Source organism: Bradyrhizobium sp. MI1.11, from assembly GCF_055811255.1.
Window position 1 is genome coordinate 101,031 of sequence record NZ_JBVVPM010000014.1, and the last position, 19,860, is coordinate 120,890.

Sequence of the window (19,860 nt, forward strand, 5' to 3'; positions counted from 1 at the left end):
CCTGCAGTCGCCTCCGGCCATCAACCTGATCCACTGCCGCTTGCAATGACCATGGGCGCCCTCGGGGTGGTCTATGGCGATATCGGCACCAGTCCCCTCTACGCCCTCAAGGAAGCCGCCAAGGCCGCCGCCCACGGCGGCACATTGACGAACGATGCCGTTCTGGGCGTTGCCTCGTTGATCCTCTGGGCGCTGTTGCTGATCATCTCGCTGAAATATGCGCTGTTGATTTTGCGCGCTGACAACCGCGGCGAAGGCGGCATCGTCGCCCTGCTGGCCTTGCTGCATGCCCGCAACGCCCAACCCGGTACTTGGCGCGCGCATCTGCTGGTCGTCGGCCTCGTCGGCGCCGCCCTGCTCTACGGCGACGGGGCGATCACGCCGGCGATCTCGGTGCTGTCAGCCATCGAAGGTCTGAAGGTCGACGCACCCTCGCTCGCGCCGGCGGTGGTGCCCGTGACCGTCGTCATCCTGATCGGACTGTTCATGATGCAGAAGCAGGGCACCGGCTTCATCGGCCGCATCTTCGGACCGGTGATGCTGGCCTGGTTCTTCGTGCTGGCAGCGCTCGGCATCCACGGCATCGTCAAGGCGCCGGCGGTGCTGGCGGCGCTGAGCCCGCTCTATGCGTTCGACTTCCTGATCCACCAGGATTTTCATGTCTCCTTCGCGATCCTGGGGGCCGCCTTCCTCGCGGTGACCGGCGGCGAAGCCATGTATGCTGACATGGGGCATTTCGGCCGCCTGCCGATCCGGCTGGCCTGGTTCGCGATCTGCCTGCCCGCGCTGGTGCTGAACTATTTCGGCCAGGCCGCGCTGCTGATCACCGACCCCTCCATGATCGAGAATCCGTTCTTCCAACTCTGCCCCGACGCCCTGCACTATCCGCTGGTCGCGTTCTCGGCGGTCGCGACCGTGATCGCCTCGCAGGCCATCATCTCGGGCGTGTTCTCGCTGACGCAGCAGTCGATTCAGCTCGGTTTCCTGCCGCGCATGCAGATCCGTCACACCACGAGCGCAGCGATCGGCCAGATCTACGTGCCGTTGGTGAACTGGCTGCTCGCCGCCGCAACGCTCGGCGCCGTGCTGAGCTTCGGCAGCTCGGAGGCGCTGGCCGGCGCCTACGGCATCGCGGTGTCGCTGTTGATGGCGATCACCACGCTGCTCGCTGCCCTGGTCGCGATCCAGTGGGGCTATTCGCCGTGGCTGGTGGTGGCCGTGAACGGCTTCTTCTTCGTGATCGACGTGATCTTCTTCTCGGCCAATTCGATCAAGCTGTTCGAGGGCGGCTGGTTTCCGCTGATGCTCGCGGGCTTCGTCGCTTTCCTGATGCTGACCTGGCGCAGCGGCGTGAAGCTCGTCGAAGCGGCACGCGCGAAGCTGCGCCAGCCCGAGGAGGATCTGATCGAAACCGCGGTCAACAAGTGCAGCGCCAGGCTGCCCGGCACCGCCGTGTTCCTGGCGTCGGCGCCGCGCGGCGTGCCGCTGGCGCTGACCCAGTTCGTCAAGCACAACCACGTGCTGCACGAGCGCATCGTCCTGGTCACCGTGCTGATCGAGGAGCTTCCTCACATCGACGACGAAGACCGCATCGAGGTGATCGAAATCATTCCCGGCATTACCCGCGTCGTTCTGCATTACGGGTTCATGCAGAACCCGACGATCTACGAAGGGCTGACCTTCGCCTGCCGCCACGGCAAGCTGCCCGGCATCGACCTCTCCGACATCACCTATTACGTCGGCCGCGAGACCATCATCCCGCGCGAGGACGTGCCGGGCATGTGGGTCTGGCGCGAAACCGTGTTCGCCTTCCTGCAGCGCAACGCCGAACGCTCCGCCGCGTTCTTCGGCGTGCCGACCAAGCAGGTGGTGGAGTTCGGCACGGAGCTGGAGATTTAGCGCAATTCGTAGCCCGGATGGAGCGACTTGTCCGCCGTAGCTCGGAGAGCGAAGGCGGAAGTGCAATCCGGGACAGCCGTTCGAATGAAGAACCCGGATTTCGCTTGCGCTCCATCCGGGCTACGAGGGGTGACGCATCACTCCCCGTTCGACTCCCCATTCGCCCCGTTTCCGCTCTCGGCCTCTTCCGTGATGTGCTCGACCGAGACGACGTGTTCGTCCTCGGCGGTGTCGAACACGATCACGCCCTGGGTTGAGCGGCCGGCCACGCGGATGCCTTCGACCGGGCAGCGGATCAGCTGGCCCTTGTCGGTGACCAGCATGATTTGATCGGCGTCTTCCACGGGGAACGACGCCACCAGGTTGCCGTTGCGGTTGTTGACGCTCATGGCCACGATGCCTTTGCCGCCGCGGCCCGTGGTGCGGTACTCGTAGGACGAGGTCCGCTTGCCGTAGCCGTTGACGGAGACGGTCAGCACGACCTGCTCGGCCGCCGACATTTCGACATAGCGCTCCTGAGCCAGCTGGAAGCTGCCGGAGGTCTCCTCGGCCTCGGCGTCCGCCGCCGGCTCCTCGGCCGCAGCTTCGCCGGCAACCGCACGACGCATCTTCAGATACGCCGAGCGCTCGTCGGACGTCGTCTCGACGTGGCGCAGGATCGCTAGCGAAATCACCTTGTCGCCCTCGGCAAGCGCAATGCCGCGCACGCCCATCGAGGTGCGCCCGGTGAACACGCGCACGTCGGTCACGGGGAAGCGGATGCACTGGCCGCCGGCGCCGGTCAAAAGCACGTCGTCGTGCTCGGTGCAGATCTGCACGTCGACGATAGCTTCGTTGTCGTCGAGCTTCATCGCGATGATGCCGGAGCGGCGGACGTCGACGAAGTCGGACAGCTTGTTGCGCCGGACGTTGCCGCCTGTCGTGGCGAACATCACGTCGAGATTGCCCCAGGTGGACTCGTCCTCCGGCAGCGGCATGATGGTGGTGATGCGCTCGCCCTGCTCCAGCGGCAGGATGTTGATCAGCGCCTTGCCGCGCGCGTTCGGCGCGGCCATCGGCAGGCGCCAGACCTTGATCTTGTAGACCTGGCCGCGCGAGGAGAAGAACAGCATCGGAGTATGCGTGGACGCCACGAACAGCCGGCTGACAAAATCCTCGTCGCGGGTCTGCATGCCGGCGCGGCCCTTGCCGCCGCGGCGCTGGGCACGGTAGGCCGACAGCGGCACGCGCTTGACGTAGCCGGCGTGCGAGACGGTGACGACCATGTCCTCGCGCTGGATCAGGTCCTCGTCCTCGACCTCGCCTTCCTGCTCGATGATGACGGTGCGGCGCGGGGTCGCGAACTCGGCCTTCACCTCGGCGAGCTCGGACTTGATGATTTCAAGCACGCGGTCGCGCGAGCGCAGGATGTCGAGATAGTCGGCGATTTCGCCGGCGAGCTTGTCGAGTTCCTCGCGGATTTCGTCACGGCCGAGTGCGGTGAGGCGTTGCAGGCGCAAATCGAGAATGGCCCTCGCCTGCTCCATCGACAGCCGGATCGTACCGTTCTCGCTGATGCGGTGGCGCGGATCGTCGATCAGCGTCAGCATGTCCTCGACGTCCCGGGCCGGCCAGTCGCGCGACATCAGGGTGTCGCGGGCGGTGGTCGGGTCGGGCGAGGTCCGGATGACGCGGATCATCTCGTCGATATTGGCGACCGCGATCGCCAGACCGACCAGGATATGGGCGCGATCACGGGCCTTGGCGAGCAGGAACTTGGTGCGCCGCGTGACGACGCGCTCGCGGAAGTCGACGAAGATCGCCAGCAGGTCCTTCAGATGCATGATCCGCGGACGGCCGCTGTCGAGCGCCACCATGTTGACGCCGAAGCTCGTCTGCAGCGGCGTGAACCTGTAGAGCTGATTCAGCACCACATCCGGCACGGCGTCGCGCTTCAGTTCGATGACGACGCGGTAGCCGTCGCGATCCGATTCGTCGCGCAGGTCGCCGATGCCTTCGATCTTCTTTTCCTTGACCAGCTCGGCGATGCGCTCGACCATCGTCGCCTTGTTCACCTGGTAGGGAATCTCGCTGATGATGATCGCCTCGCGCTCCTTGCGGATGGTCTCGATCGCGACCTTGCCGCGCATCATGACCGAGCCGCGCCCGAGGTGATAGGCGGCGCGGATGCCCTGCCGTCCGAGGATGACGCCGCCGGTCGGGAAATCCGGTCCCGGCACGATGTTGATGAGCTCGTCGATGGTGAGCGCGGGGTTGTCGATCAGCGCGACGCAGGCGTCGATGACTTCGCCGAGATTGTGCGGCGGGATGTTGGTCGCCATGCCGACTGCGATGCCGCCGGCGCCGTTGACGAGCAGGTTCGGGAACTTGGCCGGCAAGACCGACGGTTCGGTCTCGTTGTTGTCGTAGTTCGGCTGGAAGTCGACCGTGTCCTTGTCGATGTCGGCCAGCAGAGCCAGCGCCACCTTCGTCAATCGGGCTTCAGTATAACGATAGGCAGCCGGAGGATCGCCGTCGACCGAGCCGAAATTGCCCTGACCGTCGATCAGCGGCACGCGCATGGAGAAGTCCTGCGCCATCCGGACCATGGCGTCGTAGATCGACTGGTCGCCATGCGGATGATATTTACCGATGACGTCACCGACCACGCGGGCGGACTTGACGTACTTCTTGTCCGGCGTGTGCCCCTGCTCGTTCATCGAGTACAGGATGCGCCGATGCACCGGCTTCAGGCCGTCCCGGGCGTCAGGCAGCGCACGCGCCACAATCACGCTCATGGCGTAGTCGAGATAGGACTTCTTCATCTCCTCGAAGATGGAGACGGGGCGAATATCCGAGGGTTGCGCCGGCTGGTCGCCGGGCTTGTCGTCGTCGTCAGCCAAGGGGAAATCCGATGAGGTTTTATCTGGGAATCATATAGCGCATCGAGCCTCTGATAACCACCCTCGCGGGGATCTGGGAAGCGCTTTTTCCGCCTATTTTTCCAACAACTTAAGCCCTTGCGAGCGGTGCCTCGGGCAGCCCCCGCATCGGCCTTGCAAAATCGCCGGTAACACGTGGAAAACCGACCGGCGAGCTTGCCCCGTCAGCGCGTTTGCCAAGCCGCAATCCGAGCTCACCCCAAACATGAAGCGGGCCCGGAAATCCCGAGCCCGTCCTGCCGATTAGTGGGATTTTTTGACACGAGATGAGAAGCGCCGCCCACGCGGCCGGCGCCTCCGCATCGATATGCCTCGTTCTCAGAACGGAATCGCTCAGAACGGGATGTCGTCGTCCATGTCGCTGTTGCGGCCACCGCCGCCGGCGGCAACGGGTCGCCGCGGCGCGCTGCTGACCGGACCGGAGGAGCCGAAATCGCCGCCCGGCTCGTCGCCGAAGCTGCCGCCTCCCCCGCCGCCACTACGGCCGTCCAGCATCGTCAGGGTGGAGTTGAAGCCCTGCAGCACGACTTCGGTCGAGTACTTTTCAACACCGCTCTGGTCGGTCCATTTGCGGGTCTGGAGCGCACCCTCGACGTAAATCTTGGCGCCCTTCTTCAGATACTGTTCGGCGACCTTGCAGAGCCCTTCATTGAAGATCACGACGCGGTGCCACTCGGTCTTTTCCTTGCGCTCGCCGGTCGCCTTGTCGCGCCAGGTCTCCGAGGTGGCGACGCTCAGATTGGCGATCGGCCGCCCGTCCTGGGTGCGGCGGATTTCAGGATCCTTGCCGAGATTTCCAACCAGAATGACCTTGTTGACGCTTCCCGCCATCTCCGCTCTCCGCTCCGAATGCCACTGAATTCAAGAAGGCCGGTCCGCTCCCCGCGCTCCACCGTGCCTGTTGAGGCGACCCTATACGCTCGCCGAACGCTTGCGGACGACGATCAGTCCGTCGCCCCTCCGGTTATCCCCACATATAGCATCGACCTCCGGCATGTTCCAGATTTGTTCTTGGCGAACTTCCGCATCGAATATGTGGCGTCGATCGGCCAATGTACTGCGGGAAGGCACGCGTCGATTGGAACCTTTGTAGGTTCCCAAAAGCGAAGGAAAGAACTTAACATTCAGCAAGTTGTGGGTCCTCGCACGGCCCCGTTCTTGTTGCATTTCGGAGACGGACTTTGCCGCTCCGCAGAGCTACGGTTTCCTCGGACTTAAATCATATGGGCCCTCGTGCCTGATCAACCGCTTCGGGGAAGAAAGAAGCGGACGAACCTGGGGAGACTGGCAATGAATAAGCTTCTTATTGGTGCAATCAGTGCAGTGGCGATGGGCCTGTCGGCTCCCGCGAGCGCGGCGGATCTTGCCGCGCGTCCCTACACCAAGGCTCCGGCGCCGGCGATTGCCACCATCTACGATTGGAGCGGCTTCTACATCGGCATCAACGGCGGCGGTGGCTCGAGCCACACGTGCTGGGACTTCGTCACGCCCGCGACCGGCGTTTTGGTCGGGGAAGGCTGCCATAACGCGGTCGGCGGCACGGTCGGTGGCCAGATCGGCTATCGCTGGCAGTCCACCAATTGGGTGTTCGGCCTCGAAGGCCAAGGCAACTGGGCCGACTTCCGGGGCGACAACGTGAGCACACTTTTCCCCGGCACCGCCCTGGTCACGGGTGATCGCAACCGTTCCCGCATCGACTCTTTCGGGCTCATCACCGGTCAGATCGGTTACGCCTGGAACAACGTGCTGCTTTACGTGAAGGGCGGCGCCGCCGTCGTCGGCGACAAATACGACATCTACGCTGCGGCGGGCACGCCCGGCGCGGGCGCGCTGCTGGCCTCGGCGCGGGAGACTCGCTGGGGTGGCACGGTCGGGGCCGGTCTGGAGTTCGGCTTCGCTCCCAACTGGTCGCTGGGCTTTGAATACGACCACATCTTCCTTGGCGATCGCACGATCGGCTTCACAACGCCCGCGGGTGCGGTTTTCGGCAGCGACCGGATTCGCCAGGACGTCGACATGGGCCTCGTCCGCTTGAACTATCGCTGGGGCGGTCCGGTCATCGCAAAGTACTGATCGCGCTGGAATAGAGCACTTCGAAGGCCGGCCTCGTGCCGGCCTTTTGCTGTGCGGTTCTGCGATATCAATAGGTCAATAGCCGTTCCGTTTTCCGATCGCTGTTGCTTTTCAGTGACACAACTTGCGGCTTCACCGGTGTATGGACGATATCAGTTGGACCACGGCGTCCGATGCTCTTCCGGGACAGGGAGGGACAACAGAAACTGGGACTGGGATTACTGAAGATGAAAAAGATTTGGTTGGCTTCGGCCTGTTTGTTCGCACTCGCTGCCCCGGCTTCGGCCGCTGATCTGGCGGCGCGCCCCTACACCAAGGCTCCGGTGGCCATGGCTTCGGTCTACAACTGGACCGGCTTCTACCTCGGTATCGTCGGTGGCGGCGCCTGGGAAAATTCCTCGACCGACCCGAAGATGAAGGGCGGCTTCGTCGGCGGTACTGCCGGCTACAACTGGCAGACCGGCAACGTCGTGTTCGGTGTCGAGGCCGATGGCGCCTGGGCGGACGTCAGCGCGTCGGTCACCGGCCCCGTTGCCGTCCCCGGCTTCGGCCTCGTCAGCACCACCCTCAGCTCGAAGACCGATGCGATGGGCACCGTGCGCGGCCGCATCGGCTACGCCGTCAACAACGTCCTGTTCTACGGCACCGGTGGTTACGCCTGGATCGACAACAAGCTCAGCATCAGCGCGCTCGGCGTGACCGCTTCCGACAGCAAGTGGCACTCCGGCTGGACCGTCGGTGCGGGCGTCGAAGCGTTCTTCGCTCCGCAGTGGTCGGTCAAGGGCGAGTACCTCTTTCGCAGCCTCGGCGGCGAGACCTACTTCTCGGGCGCCCTGCCCACCGGCACGCTCGAGTTTCACACCGTGCAGGTCGGCGTGAACTATCACTTCGGGGGCCCGATCGTCGCGAAGTACTGATCTTCGCTATCGACGCCATCGTGTTACGAAAGGCCGGCCTCGCGCCGGCCTTTTTGTTTGAACGGGACCGGTCACGCGCAGTTCCGCAAGCCGTGCTCCTGCCAGATGCCGCCAGCGCGCCAACAATCCGTTGACGATTCGCAAACGCCACTGGAAATCCGTCCCTGTTCTTCCTACGTTCGCTTACTTACCCATCGGCGCCGATCCCGGTTCCGGGCGATGCGCGCCTTTCAAGTTGGCGCGATCGCGCGCTTTTGGATTCCCTGAGGACCACCAGGATGGATGAAGTGATCAAGGCGAAGCGCCAACAACAGAACGCGGGAGCACACCTGCGCGCGATTACGATCCGTGGCGCGCGCGAGCACAACCTCAAGAACGTCGACGTCGAAATTCCCCGCGACAAGCTCGTCGTGTTCACGGGGCTGTCAGGCTCCGGCAAATCCTCCCTCGCGTTCGACACCATCTATGCCGAGGGCCAGCGCCGCTACGTCGAATCGCTATCGGCCTATGCCCGCCAGTTCCTGGAGATGATGCAGAAGCCCGACGTCGACCAGATCGACGGCCTGTCGCCGGCGATCTCGATCGAGCAGAAGACGACATCGAAAAACCCGCGCTCCACCGTCGGCACGGTGACCGAAATCTACGACTACATGCGCCTGCTGTGGGCGCGCGTCGGCGTACCCTATTCGCCCGCCACCGGCCTGCCGATCGAGAGCCAGACCGTCTCGCAGATGGTCGACCGCGTGCTGGCGCTGCCGGAGGGCTCCCGGCTCTATCTGCTCGCGCCGGTCGTGCGCGGCCGCAAGGGCGAGTACCGCAAAGAGCTCGCCGAATGGCTCAAGAAGGGCTTTCAGCGCGTCAAGATCGACGGCGCCTTCCACGAGCTCGCGGAAGCCCCTGTGCTCGACAAGAAATTCCCGCACGACATCGACGTCGTCGTCGACCGCATCGTGGTGCGCCCCGACATCGGCCAGCGCCTCGCCGAAAGTTTCGAGACCGCGCTGAAGCTCGCCGAGGGTCTTGCCGTCATCGAATTCGCGGACGCGCCGGCTGCAACAGCACCCGCGGAAGAGAAAAAGAAGACGGCTAAGATCCACGACAAGAGCGGACCCGAGCGCATGCTGTTCTCGGAAAAGTTCGCCTGCCCTGTCTCCGGCTTCACCATCCCCGAGATCGAGCCCCGGCTGTTCTCGTTCAACAATCCCTATGGCGCCTGCCCCGCCTGCGGCGGCCTCGGCGTCGAGCAGCATGTCGACGAGGACCTCGTCATCCCCGACAAGGAGCTAGCCATCGGCAAGGGCGCGATCGCGCCCTGGGCCAAGTCCTCGTCGCCCTATTACATTCAGACGTTGACGGCGCTCGGCAAGCATTACAAGTTCACGCTGACCACCAAATGGAAGGATCTGCCCAAGAAGACGCAGAACGCGATCCTGCATGGCTCCGGAGAGGACGAGATCAAGTTCTCCTACGAGGACGGCGTCCGTTCCTATGACACCAAGAAGCCGTTCGAGGGCGTCATCACCAACATCAACCGCCGCTATCGCGAGACCGAGAGCGAGTGGGCGCGCGAGGAGCTGGCGAAGTACTTCCACGACGTGCCCTGCGAGGCGTGCCACGGCTTTCGGCTCAAGCCCGAGGCGCTCTGCGTCAAGATCGGCGGCAAGCATATCGGCGACATCTCCGAGATGTCAGTGAAGGGCGCCGGCGCATGGTTCGAGACCGTGCCGGAGGCGCTGAACACCCAGCAGAACGAGATCGCCGGCCGCATCCTCAAGGAGATCCGCGAGCGCCTCACCTTCCTGCTCGACGTCGGCCTCAACTATCTCACGCTGTCCCGCTCCTCCGGCACGCTCTCCGGCGGCGAGAGCCAGCGCATCCGCCTGGCCTCGCAGATCGGCTCGGGCCTGACAGGTGTGCTCTATGTGCTGGACGAGCCCTCGATCGGCTTGCACCAGCGCGACAACGCGCGCCTGCTCGATACCCTCAAGAGACTTCGCGACCTCGGCAACACCGTGATCGTGGTCGAGCATGACGAGGACGCGATCCTGCTCGCCGACCACGTGCTCGACATCGGCCCCGGTGCCGGCATGCATGGCGGCAACATCATCGCCGAAGGCACGCCCGCCGAGATCATGCGCAACCCCAACTCGCTGACCGGCAAATATCTGACCGGCGAGCTTGAGGTCGAGGTGCCGGAGCGGCGCCCGCCGAACCATCGCCGCACCATCAAGGTGGTCAATGCGCGCGGCAATAACCTCAAGAACGTCACGGCCGAAATCCCGCTCGGCCTGTTCACCTGCGTTACCGGCGTCTCCGGCGGCGGCAAGTCGACGCTGCTGATCGACACGCTGTACAAGGCGATCGCCCGCAAGCTGAACAACGCCAGCGAGGGCGCCGCGCCGCACGACCGCATCGAGGGCCTCGAGCACATCGACAAGATCATCGACATCGACCAGTCGCCGATCGGCCGCACGCCACGCTCCAATCCCGCGACCTATACCGGTGCCTTCACGCCGATCCGCGAATGGTTCGCCGGCCTGCCCGAGTCGAAGGCGCGCGGCTACGAACCCGGCCGCTTCTCCTTCAACGTCAAGGGCGGCCGCTGCGAGGCCTGCCAGGGCGACGGCGTCATCAAGATCGAGATGCACTTCTTGCCCGACGTCTACGTCACCTGCGACGTCTGCAAGGGCAAGCGCTACAACCGCGAGACGCTGGAGGTCCTGTTCAAGGGCAAGAGCATCGCCGACGTGCTCGACATGACCGTCGAGGAAGCGGCCGAGTTCTTCAAGGCGGTCCCGCGGGTGCGCGAGACCTTCCAGACGCTGCATCGCGTCGGCCTCGACTACATCCATGTCGGCCAGCAGGCCACGACGCTCTCGGGCGGCGAAGCCCAGCGCGTCAAGCTCGCAAAGGAGCTGTCAAAGCGCGCCACCGGCCGCACGCTCTACATCCTGGACGAGCCGACCACCGGCCTGCATTTCCACGACGTCAAGAAGCTCCTGGAGGTGCTGCACGAGCTGGTCGCGCAGGGCAACACGGTCGTCGTCATCGAGCACAATCTCGAAGTCATCAAGACCGCCGACTGGGTCATCGACCTCGGCCCCGAAGGCGGCGACGGCGGCGGCGAGATCGTCGCCTGGGGCCCCCCGGAAGACATCGCGAAAGCGCCGCGGAGCTACACGGGGAAGTTTTTGGCACCGGTGCTGGCGAAGGCGCGGAAGCCGAAGCGGAGACGCGCGGCGAGCGAGGCGGCGGAGTAGGTTACGCAGCGGGAGCGTGCCGACACATTGTCTGAGGGAGGTCGCTTTTGCCTGCAGGACTTCTGCAAACCTATCGTGCGTTCGCCCACAATAATGCTTGGGCGAACCACCGGCTGCTCACTGCTTGCGCCGCGCTGTCTCAGGCTGACTTCGAAGCCGCACGAACCGGCTTCTTTCCAAGCCTGCAGCGCACGCTCAACCACATCCATGTCATAGACCTCTTCTATGTCGATGCGCTGGAGGGCGGATGGCTGGGACCGGCGGCTTGGAAGAACCAGGTGCCCCACCTTTCACTTGCCGCGCTGAAGCCCGAGCAAGCCGCGATCGACAAGCGCTTGATTGCCGTCTGCGATGGACTGACGCCCGAGCTTCTCGACGGTCTCGTGCGGATCAACCGCGACACCCGCGTGCAGATCGAACGTCGCGACCGGCTGCTCATGCATCTGTTCCAGCATCAAATTCATCATCGCGGACAAGCCCACGCGATGCTGTCCGAAACGCACGTTACCCCGCCCCAGCTAGACGAGTTCTTCGCCGAGGGAGAGGCGCCGCTCAGGGCCACCGAATTCGACCAACTCGGATGGACCGAGGAAGCGGTGTGGAAAGCCTAGCGGTGTAGCTTCGTCTCCATGCCCTACTCCCTCGCCATCTTCGATCTCGACGGCACGCTGGCTGACAGCTTCCCGTGGTTCCTGCGCACCATCAACGACGTCGCCGACCGCTTCGGCTTCCGCCGCGTCGCCGATGAGGATGTCGAGGGGCTGCGGCATGCTTCGTCGCGCGAGATTCTCAGCCGGCTCGAGGTGCCCTTGTGGAAGCTGCCGGCGATCGCGCGGCATGCGCGGCGGCTGAAGGGAGAGGCGGCCGCCGAGATTTCGCTGTTTTCGGGCGTCGAGACGATGCTGAAAACACTGGCCGGTAACGGCGTGCAGCTCGCACTGGTGACATCGGACAGCGAAGCGAATGCGCGCGAAAAACTCGGCGAGGCCGCCGCGCTGTTCGCGCATTTCGACTGCGCCGCGTCGATCTTTGGCAAGCCTTCGAAATTCCGACGGGTCATCCGCCGCGCCGGCGTGGAGCCGGGCAAGGTCATCGCGATCGGCGACGAGGTGCGCGACATCGAGGCGGCACGGACGGTGGGAATTGCCTGCGGAGCGGTGGGCTGGGGTTATGCGGCGCCGGCGGCGCTGCGGGCGCAGGCGCCGGATCACATGTTTGAGCAGATGGATGAGATTGTATGGACGCTGTGCCCCGGTGCAGTAGCCCGGATGAGCGAAGCGATATCCGGGAACGGCGGTGGATGAGGAGAGCCTGTCCCGCAAGTCGCTCCGCTCATGCGGGCTACGACGCCCCTACTCCGTCCTGCGCAAAAACGCCCCGAACGCGCGCGGGCCGTCGCCGGTCTTGACTTCGCCGATCACCTTTAGCTCGACCGCGTCGATGATGTCGAGCGTGTTGCTCTCCCAGCAGGCGACGATGATGCGCTTGCCGTCGGCGGTCGCGGCGATGCCTTCGGGATAATCGCCGACATTGATGCGTTTGATCGGCTTCAAGGTCGCCAGATCGAACACGCTGACAGTGCCGCCATATTGGTCGGTGACGAAGCCGCGGCCCTGCGCCAGCGCCACCGCATAGGGGCGCATCCCGACCGGCACGCGGCCGGTCTCGGACCCAGCGGCGATGTCGATCACGGAGACGTCGTTGGAGCCGACATTGGCGGTGTAGGCCCGCTTGCCTTCGGCATCGATGGTGACGCCGAACGGACGGGTGCCGACCTTGATGGTCGCCTTGCGCTGGCGGGTCGCGATGTCCACCACCGAGACGCTGTCGTCGTCGCGGTCGGCCGAGAGCAGCAGCTTGCCGTCTGGCGTCACTGCGAGCCCCGACGGCGAGGCGCCGACCGCGATGCTGGCCGTGACGCTGCGGCTCGCAGCGTCGATCACCCGCACGGCGGCTGCGTACCAGTCCGCGACATAGACGGTGCGGCCATCCGGCGCGACGGCAATGCCAAGCGGCCCGCCGCCGACCTCGATCCGCCCTGCAATCTGCCGCGTTGCTGCGTCCACCACCGTTACGGCCTTGGCGTCCGGGCTCGTGACATAGGCAAAGCGCCCGTCCGCGCTAACGGCCACGCCCGCCGGCTTGCCGCCGATCGGGATGGTCGCGACGCTGCGCGCGGTGGCGAGGTCCACCACCATCAAATCGTCGCTGAGCTGGTTGGTCACGAACGCCTCGTCGGCGCACGCGCTGCCGAGAGCGGCACGGTAAAGGCTGGCAGCGAGCGCCGCCAGGACCAACGCCCGCACGGTCAGCTTCCGCTCTCGATCTTCTTCTTCAACGACTCGAGGCCGGCCTTGTAGAGCCCGCTCACCGCAGTCTTAGCCGCCTCGTCGCTCAGCTCCGGCGGCGGATCGTTGTTGGGAAAGCCGCGGTAGAACGCGCCGGCCCATTCCAGGGTCGAGGCCTTGCCGTCGGCGCTCGGCGTGACGGTGAGCGTCGAGGAATAATTGGTGACCGGCAGCACCTTCACGTCCACATTGGTGATCCGGTAGGAATAGCTCATCGCGGCGGCGTCAAACTTGTAGAGCTCTTCGTCGACGGTCGCGCCTCCCGTCAGCGTCAGCTTCCGCGTCGCGCCGATCTCGTTGCCCTTCTCGCCCTCGGTCTTGGTAACAGGCGGCAGCCAGCTCATGTCCTGGAAATTGCCCATTGCGGCCCACACCTTGGCCGGGGCGGCGTTGATCTCGATGGATTCGCGGACCTTCTGCCGGGTCGGCCCGTGGGCCCAGGCCGATGTCGAAGCCGGGCCAAACGCCGCCGTCAAAGCTGCCGCGCCCGCAGCAGTCAGTACTACGCCCAAGACCGTGCGGCGTCCAATCGTCACCCTCATCTCGTTTCCTCATGCGTCTCATTGATCATGCGCGACTTGATGCGCGCTGGGATCATGGTAGCGCATTTTGCGGCCGAGGGGAGACCCGTTCGTGGCCACGTTGCGGCAGGCGTCCGCGCGCCCCACAACCCCTTGCCGCCCGGCGGGCAAAACACCCAATAAGCGGGTCAACCACGATCGGCAAAAATATTTCTCTTTATCCGTATTTCGGATTATCGTATAGAAAGCCATCCCAACCCGGCCGAGGGGCGGATCGCGATCGTCACGAACGCGGGATGGGACGTGGTGGACGTGGGCCACACCGGCGCGAAGGCTTCGCAGGGCGGGCAACCGTGAACGAAGGCGTCGCGCACACGACCGGTGTGATCCGCGTACGGCAAGATCGTGTGGTCCTGACGCCCGGGGTCTGTGCGTCAAGTCTTGTGGTGATGTGGGCGGCCCGACCGGGCATCCGCATCAGCCATCCGCAAGGCGACGGGGGCAATAGTGCATCGCTCCCCGGGGAGATCACGACATAAGCCGTCAAACCACTGCGCAGGGAAGGCCGTGTGTTGGGCTTCACCTGTATGCCGCTGTGCAGCCTCTTGTAGCGCAACCTTCGCACAGTGGACCGTGGGTGCCAGCCGGCACCCGGCCTTCCCTGCGCCCTCGGCATTTTTGGGGCAAAGAATGCCGCAAAGCTCGGGCCGCACAGGCCGCGAGAAGGCGAAGGTGCGCGGACTCTGTGGATTGAAATACGAAGATGGATTTTGGGCGCGTGCCCCGGACGCGGCGCAACGCCCCTTCGGCGGTGCGCCGCAGAGCCGGGGCCCACGCAGCGGCAAATGCACGGCTTCTGGGTCCCCGCTCTACGCCGCAACGCTTACGCGTTGCAGCTTGTCCGGGACACGAGCGTGGAACTTTATCTGGCGCGCTGGCGACCGCAACATGCCAAGCACGAAAGCCTCGCGAAAGCTGCATCTGGGAAACAGACAGAAACAAACGGCAACAAAACTCGTCATGCAGCATCGGACGCAAATTGTAACCTCAGCTTGTCAAACGGAATCGTCCTGGGAAGACGCAGCTCAGACAGTTTGCCGGCATGAGGCCAGCCCCACCTCACGACCCCGCAATGATTGACGGACGTCCGAGACCGCAATAGCCGCGAGGAGTGCGCGATGGTATCAACCTATTTCAGCTACAGCTACATCACGCGCAATCTCAAGCAATCCCTGACGCGGGTCGAACAGCAACAGGACGTGGCGCGAGAAGCCGCCTATTACAAAGCCCACATCGGCAAGGTGAAGTCCGTCGACGACTTCATGAAAGACTATCGCCTTTATCATTATGCAACGAAGGCATACGGCCTCGAAGACATGGCCTACGCCAAAGCGTTCATGAAAAAGGTGCTGGAGAGCGACCTTTCCGACGCAAACAGCTTTGTCAACAAGCTGGTCGACAAGCGTTACCGCGAGTTCGCCGCGGCATTTTCCTTCAATGGCAGTGCAACGCCGGTTGCGCAATCGGAGAACCAGACCGACGAGATGATCGGCCTGTACACGGCGACCAGGAAGAGCCAGGTCGATGCACTTGCCGGCGACTCGAATTATTACAGTGCCGAAATCGGCAACATCAGCAGTTCAGACCAGCTCCTGAACAACGACCGTCTTCGCAACTACGTCTATTCGGCGTACGGGATCGATCAAAGCAAGTGGTCGCGTGACACGATAAGCCAGGTCTTGCGCAGCGATCCATCCGATCCCAACAGCTACGTCAACACCACTTTCGCCTCTCAGTTGAGTGGCCTCAACGCCGATCTTGCTCAAGCCCGATCGGATGTCACCGCGGCCAATTCAAGGATCGCCGACTACACCGCCCAATTATCGCAACCGGGCGCGAATGTGACCCAGTTGAACGTGCAGATCCTGGTCGAAAAGCATCATTTGGAGTCATATGCGAGCAGCATTTCCAGCCTCAGCGACCAGATAGGATCGATTGGCGGGTTCGTCGACCTGGCAGGTGCGTTCGAGTTTTCCTCCGACGGGTCGCTTCCGTCAGGCGTGTCGGCGCAGACTGCTGCAAATGTCACCATCACGAAACAGAGGTTCGACGACAGCAAGTCCGCCGTCTATTCGGCGGCAAGCCCGTTGAACGAAGCCTTTGCAATCAGGCAATTCAGAACCGCCATCCTCAAGATCAATTCAGTCCAGGCGTTCGTATCGACACCGGGCGTTTATGATTTTGCGCTGGGAGCCGTCGGCCTCGATCCCGCAAACGTCTCGCCGGCGACTGTCAAGGCCGTGCTCGAAAGCGACATCAACGACCCCAAAAGCTACGTCTATACCCTCAAGGACAATCGATATCTGGAGCTGGCCCGCGCCTTCAACTTCGACGCAAAGGGCAATCTGACCACCCCCTTGGTGGCTCAGGACTCGGCTGAAGTCCTCCAGATCGCGAAGGACTACGTCATTGGAGCGGTGAAGAGCGCCAGCACGGCAACGCCCCAGCAGCAGGCCGCAGTTCGGGCCCAGGCCACGAAGGATGCGTCGGAATATCAGCAGGCCATCGCCGGCATCGACAGTGTTTCCGATCTTCTCGCAAACAGGCCGATGGTCGATTTCATTCTCCTGGCCAAGGGTCTGGATCCCAGGAAGGTCAGCACCGAATTTCTCAAGAAGATCTTCAGCTCCGATCTGAACGATCCAAAGAGCTTCGCGAACACCGAAAGCGATCCTCGCTTTGCCGAAATCGCGGCGTCGTTCAATTTCGACAGTCAAGGCAACGTCGCGCGTCTTCCGATGATGGGGCCGCAGAAGCGGGATCAGTTTCGGGAAACACAGGCGAACTATGTCGAGCAAAGCCTGGAGCAGCAGCAAGGCGATGCGAATCCCGGCGTGCGCCTGGCGCTCTATTTCCAGCGAAAGGCGGGGGACATCACATCCGCGTACGACATCCTTGCCGACAAGGCTCTTTCGGAGGTGTTCAGGACCACCTTCGATCTGCCTGACTCGATGGCGGCGATGCCGATCGACCAGCAGGCCAAGTTCGTGGACAGATTCATGAAGATCAAGGACCTGTCCGATCCCGCGAAGGTTACAAAGCTGCTGAACCGTTTCTCCGCCATGTATGACATCAGAAACAGCCAGAGCACCGGTCAGGGTCAATCCCCCCTGCTCAACCTCTTTCAGGGATCCGGTTCGGGGATCAGTGACTCCACATATCTGGCCATTGCCAAGCTACGCACTCACTGACGGTCGCCCGCCGGGACTAGTCCAACACCTCGAGCACCAGCTCCATGGTCATGAGCACGGGATTGTCGCCACGGACCAGACGGCCCTCCGCCATGCCGCCGGTGTAGTCGATCAGGGCGACGTCGAGTGCGGCTTCGAGCGCTCCGGAGGCGCCGGCCGCAATCGTGCCGCCGGTGACCGCAAGCTCGGTCGCGAAGGGCTCGGTCACGCCGCCATGGCTGAAGCGGGCGCCGATGGTCGAGCCGACGCCGCCGTGGATCCTGGCGCGCGCGATGCCTTGCGCGCGGCAGAAGTCTTCGAGACAGATGGCGAAATCCTGATTGGGGCGCAGCCGCAGCGCGAAAGCGCGGCTGGTCGTGCGTGCGCCGGTGCTCGCAGCCGGCACCGGCCCGAACAGCTTGAAGTTGGTCTCGGGATCGGGTTCGGCGGCAAACATCGCACCATCGATGCCGAAGGCCTCGACCTCGAACGGCTCGGCGACGTCAGTCTCGTCCGGCAGCATGTGGCCGCCACTGTCGCGGCCATCGGGCTCCGTCCACAGCCCATGGCAATGAAAGAACGGCGCGCCATCGCGCGTGCCCAGCGTCATGCTGCCGAGCCTGGTGCGCGTCACGCCGCCCGGCCGGAAAGTGTCGCTATAGAACGCGGCGTTCTCGCTGGTCTTCGACAGCGCCGGCATGACATAGGCGAACGGCCCGAGCGCGCCGCGCCCGAAGCTGAGCACGCCGCCGGCGAATCCCTCCGCGGCAAAACCGCGGCGCGCCGCCTCCAACAGCGGCAGACCTGCTCGAAGCGTGAAGGAGAAAGCGCGTCCCCTCGCCTCCACCCATTGGATGCGTTCGGCGACCGGCGCGCCGGGCTGCTTGATGCTGCGCATGACTTTCGCTCAGCCCGCCCGCGTCTTGTCGAGATCGAGCAGCCCGCGCGCCTCGAGCTCGTCGCGAACCATCCGTTTGGGAATCTTGCCGTAGCCGGATTTCGGCAAGGCCTCCCAGAAGAAGAACCGCTTCGGCATCTTGTAGCGCGGCACCTTGGGGCTGAGGAATGCCGCCATCTCCGCTTCGCTCACCGGCTTTGCGCCTTCGCGGGCGACGCAGACGGCAACGCCGACCTCGCCCCAGGTCGCATCGGGCACACCGAGCACCGCGACCTCGCCGACGCAAGGATGGGTCAGGATTTTCTCCTCGATCTCCCGTGGATAGATGTTGGAGCCGCCGGAGATGTACATGTCGGAGGCTCGTCCGGTGATGTAGACGAACCCCTCCTCGTCCATGTGGCCGAGATCGCCAGTGCGGAACCAGCCATTGCGGAACGCCTTCGCATTGGCTTCGGGATTGTCGTAGTAGCCGGCAAGCACGGCGGGGCCGATCACGCAGATCTCCCCGCTCTGGTTGGCGCCGAGTTCGCGGCCCTCGTCGTCCTGGATCGAGACCTGCATGCCGGTACGCTCGAAGCCACAGGTGCCGATCTTCGCGTGCGGCCCGTCCTCGGGATCATGCAGCGCCGCCGGCAGCACGGTGATGTTGCCGGTCACCTCGCCGAGACCGAAATACTGCACGATGACCTTGCCGAGCTTCCTCAGCGCAGCCTTCTGGTCCTCGCGATACATAGGCGCACCCGCATAGATCACCTGGCGCAGCGAGGAATGGTCGTATTTGTCGGCGGCGGGATGCTCGACCATCATCTTCAGAATGGTCGGCACCACGAAGAGATTGCTGACCCGATGCGTCTCGATCAGGCGGAACGCCTCGTCGATATCGAATTTCTCCGTCGGGAGCAGCACGGTGCAAACGCCACGCGCGGTCTGAACCAGCTGATGCACGCCGGCGCCATGCGACAGCGGCGCCACCACCAGCGAAGCATCCGCTTCGGTGACGCCGGGCGTGAGATCGGCGAGATGGTTGGTGACGACAAAACCCATCTGCCCGTGGGTGAGCACCGCAGCCTTGGAGCGGCCGGTGGTCCCCGACGTGAAGAAAAACCAGCAGGGATCGTCGTGCTCGACCGCAACGTTCTCGACCACGCTGCCAGCGCGCGACGCGACGGCATCCGCAACCGACGTCTCGGCAAATGGCGCCCGACCGTCGATGCTCCAGGTGAATTCCAGCGCGCCACCGCTCACGGCCGCGGCGTGTTCAGGAAAATCGACGTGGCACAGAAACGCCTTCGCGCCGGAGGCCTGCGCAAGATAAGTCACCTCGTCCGGCATCAGTCGGAAATTGGTGGGTACCCAGACCGCGCCGAGCCGGAACGCCGCGAACATCGAGAAGAACATCTCGTCGCCGTTCTTGGAATGGACGAGGATGCGGTCGCCCTTCGCGATGCCCCGCGCAGCGAGCGCCGCCGCCAGCGCCGAGACCTGCGCGTCGATCTCCCGCCAGGTCCAGCATCTGTCACCCCAGACGAAACCGGGACGCGCCCTATGCCGCCGCGCATTCTGGGTCAGCATGTGAGCGAGATTCATGACGCGGCGGGACATGCGCAGGGGCTGCATCGGGCTTCCTCTTCGGCGGCGGACGGCACGCAAGCCGCCCGCTCATTGCAGCCCATTTATCGCCATCGCCACGACCCCTGCAAGGCTGCCGGGCGCAGCGCAGCCCATCCCACCGTTCAGGAAATTTTAAACATGATCGGCGCAACCTCGCTCAGTTCTCGCGTACAGAGTGCCGC

13 protein-coding genes are annotated in these 19,860 nt (G+C 63.9%); 7 read left to right on the forward strand and 6 right to left on the reverse strand.

Features of this window, described 5'->3' with window-relative positions; genetic code table 11:
• The first annotated feature begins 45 nt into the window (after positions 1-45).
• On the forward strand, positions 46-1,899 hold the full coding sequence (locus AC0L30_RS16675; RefSeq protein WP_051058391.1) for a potassium transporter Kup: 1,854 nt from the start codon (positions 46-48) through the stop codon (positions 1,897-1,899).
• A 137-nt stretch (positions 1,900-2,036) separates the two neighbouring features.
• Here AC0L30_RS16675 and gyrA read toward each other — a convergent pair whose 3' ends face one another.
• Together gyrA and AC0L30_RS16685 are read right to left on the reverse strand one after the other, a co-directional pair.
• Positions 2,037-4,781 (reverse strand): DNA gyrase subunit A, encoded by a 2,745-nt coding sequence (gene gyrA / locus AC0L30_RS16680; RefSeq protein ID WP_007590727.1) that lies wholly within the window; start codon positions 4,779-4,781, stop codon positions 2,037-2,039.
• A gap of 372 nt (positions 4,782-5,153) precedes the next feature.
• Positions 5,154-5,651, reverse strand: coding sequence for a single-stranded DNA-binding protein (locus AC0L30_RS16685; protein ID WP_007590726.1), 498 nt, complete (start codon positions 5,649-5,651; stop codon positions 5,154-5,156).
• Positions 5,652-6,110: 459 nt separating this feature from the next.
• On the opposite strand from AC0L30_RS16685, the gene AC0L30_RS16690 reads away from it, so the two are divergent.
• From AC0L30_RS16690 to AC0L30_RS16710, 5 genes are all read left to right on the forward strand, one after another.
• Positions 6,111-6,893, forward strand: coding sequence for an outer membrane protein (locus tag AC0L30_RS16690; RefSeq protein WP_007590725.1), 783 nt, complete (start codon positions 6,111-6,113; stop codon positions 6,891-6,893).
• Positions 6,894-7,120: 227 nt separating this feature from the next.
• A complete protein-coding gene (locus AC0L30_RS16695; protein WP_473404731.1) occupies positions 7,121-7,810 on the forward strand; it encodes an outer membrane protein in 690 nt (229 codons plus the stop codon).
• A gap of 278 nt (positions 7,811-8,088) precedes the next feature.
• A complete protein-coding gene (gene uvrA / locus AC0L30_RS16700) occupies positions 8,089-11,070 on the forward strand; it encodes an excinuclease ABC subunit UvrA (RefSeq protein ID WP_473404732.1) in 2,982 nt (993 codons plus the stop codon).
• Between the two features lie 47 nt (positions 11,071-11,117).
• Positions 11,118-11,681: a DinB family protein gene (locus AC0L30_RS16705; RefSeq protein WP_007590721.1), complete on the forward strand. Its 564-nt coding sequence runs from the start codon at positions 11,118-11,120 to the stop codon at positions 11,679-11,681.
• 18 nt (positions 11,682-11,699) lie between these two features.
• Positions 11,700-12,374 carry an HAD family hydrolase gene (locus AC0L30_RS16710; protein WP_473404733.1) on the forward strand — a complete coding sequence of 225 codons (675 nt, stop codon included), beginning with the start codon at positions 11,700-11,702 and terminating at the stop codon, positions 12,372-12,374.
• A 48-nt stretch (positions 12,375-12,422) separates the two neighbouring features.
• Here AC0L30_RS16710 and AC0L30_RS16715 read toward each other — a convergent pair whose 3' ends face one another.
• Together AC0L30_RS16715 and AC0L30_RS16720 are read right to left on the reverse strand one after the other, a co-directional pair.
• Positions 12,423-13,376: a YVTN family beta-propeller repeat protein gene (locus tag AC0L30_RS16715; protein ID WP_007590717.1), complete on the reverse strand. Its 954-nt coding sequence runs from the start codon at positions 13,374-13,376 to the stop codon at positions 12,423-12,425.
• Positions 13,377-13,378: 2 nt separating this feature from the next.
• Positions 13,379-13,960: an SRPBCC family protein gene (locus AC0L30_RS16720; protein ID WP_473404734.1), complete on the reverse strand. Its 582-nt coding sequence runs from the start codon at positions 13,958-13,960 to the stop codon at positions 13,379-13,381.
• A 1,157-nt stretch (positions 13,961-15,117) separates the two neighbouring features.
• Here AC0L30_RS16720 and AC0L30_RS16725 point away from each other — a divergent pair.
• Positions 15,118-17,190, forward strand: a complete 2,073-nt coding sequence (locus AC0L30_RS16725; protein ID WP_473404735.1) for a DUF1217 domain-containing protein — start codon at positions 15,118-15,120, stop codon at positions 17,188-17,190.
• A 16-nt stretch (positions 17,191-17,206) separates the two neighbouring features.
• Here the strand turns inward: AC0L30_RS16725 and AC0L30_RS16730 are convergent, their stop codons facing one another.
• Together AC0L30_RS16730 and AC0L30_RS16735 are read right to left on the reverse strand one after the other, a co-directional pair.
• A complete protein-coding gene (locus tag AC0L30_RS16730) occupies positions 17,207-18,067 on the reverse strand; it encodes a PCC domain-containing protein (protein WP_007590713.1) in 861 nt (286 codons plus the stop codon).
• Positions 18,068-18,076: 9 nt separating this feature from the next.
• Positions 18,077-19,684, reverse strand: coding sequence for an acyl-CoA synthetase (locus AC0L30_RS16735; RefSeq protein WP_007590712.1), 1,608 nt, complete (start codon positions 19,682-19,684; stop codon positions 18,077-18,079).
• Positions 19,685-19,860 lie beyond the last annotated feature (176 nt).

What these genes read in the sequence shown, in the direction of transcription:
- AC0L30_RS16675 (WP_051058391.1), top strand. Translation starts at nt 46, where the DNA reads ATGACCATGGGCGCCCTCGGGGTGGTCTATGGCGATATCGGCACCAGT.
- AC0L30_RS16685 (WP_007590726.1), bottom strand. Translation starts at nt 5,651, where the DNA reads ATGGCGGGAAGCGTCAACAAGGTCATTCTGGTTGGAAATCTCGGCAAG.
- AC0L30_RS16690 (WP_007590725.1), top strand. Translation starts at nt 6,111, where the DNA reads ATGAATAAGCTTCTTATTGGTGCAATCAGTGCAGTGGCGATGGGCCTG.
- AC0L30_RS16695 (WP_473404731.1), top strand. Translation starts at nt 7,121, where the DNA reads ATGAAAAAGATTTGGTTGGCTTCGGCCTGTTTGTTCGCACTCGCTGCC.
- uvrA (WP_473404732.1), top strand. Translation starts at nt 8,089, where the DNA reads ATGGATGAAGTGATCAAGGCGAAGCGCCAACAACAGAACGCGGGAGCA.
- AC0L30_RS16710 (WP_473404733.1), top strand. Translation starts at nt 11,700, where the DNA reads ATGCCCTACTCCCTCGCCATCTTCGATCTCGACGGCACGCTGGCTGAC.
- AC0L30_RS16720 (WP_473404734.1), bottom strand. Translation starts at nt 13,960, where the DNA reads ATGAGGGTGACGATTGGACGCCGCACGGTCTTGGGCGTAGTACTGACT.
- AC0L30_RS16725 (WP_473404735.1), top strand. Translation starts at nt 15,118, where the DNA reads ATGGTATCAACCTATTTCAGCTACAGCTACATCACGCGCAATCTCAAG.
- AC0L30_RS16730 (WP_007590713.1), bottom strand. Translation starts at nt 18,067, where the DNA reads ATGCGCAGCATCAAGCAGCCCGGCGCGCCGGTCGCCGAACGCATCCAA.
- AC0L30_RS16735 (WP_007590712.1), bottom strand. Translation starts at nt 19,684, where the DNA reads ATGCAGCCCCTGCGCATGTCCCGCCGCGTCATGAATCTCGCTCACATG.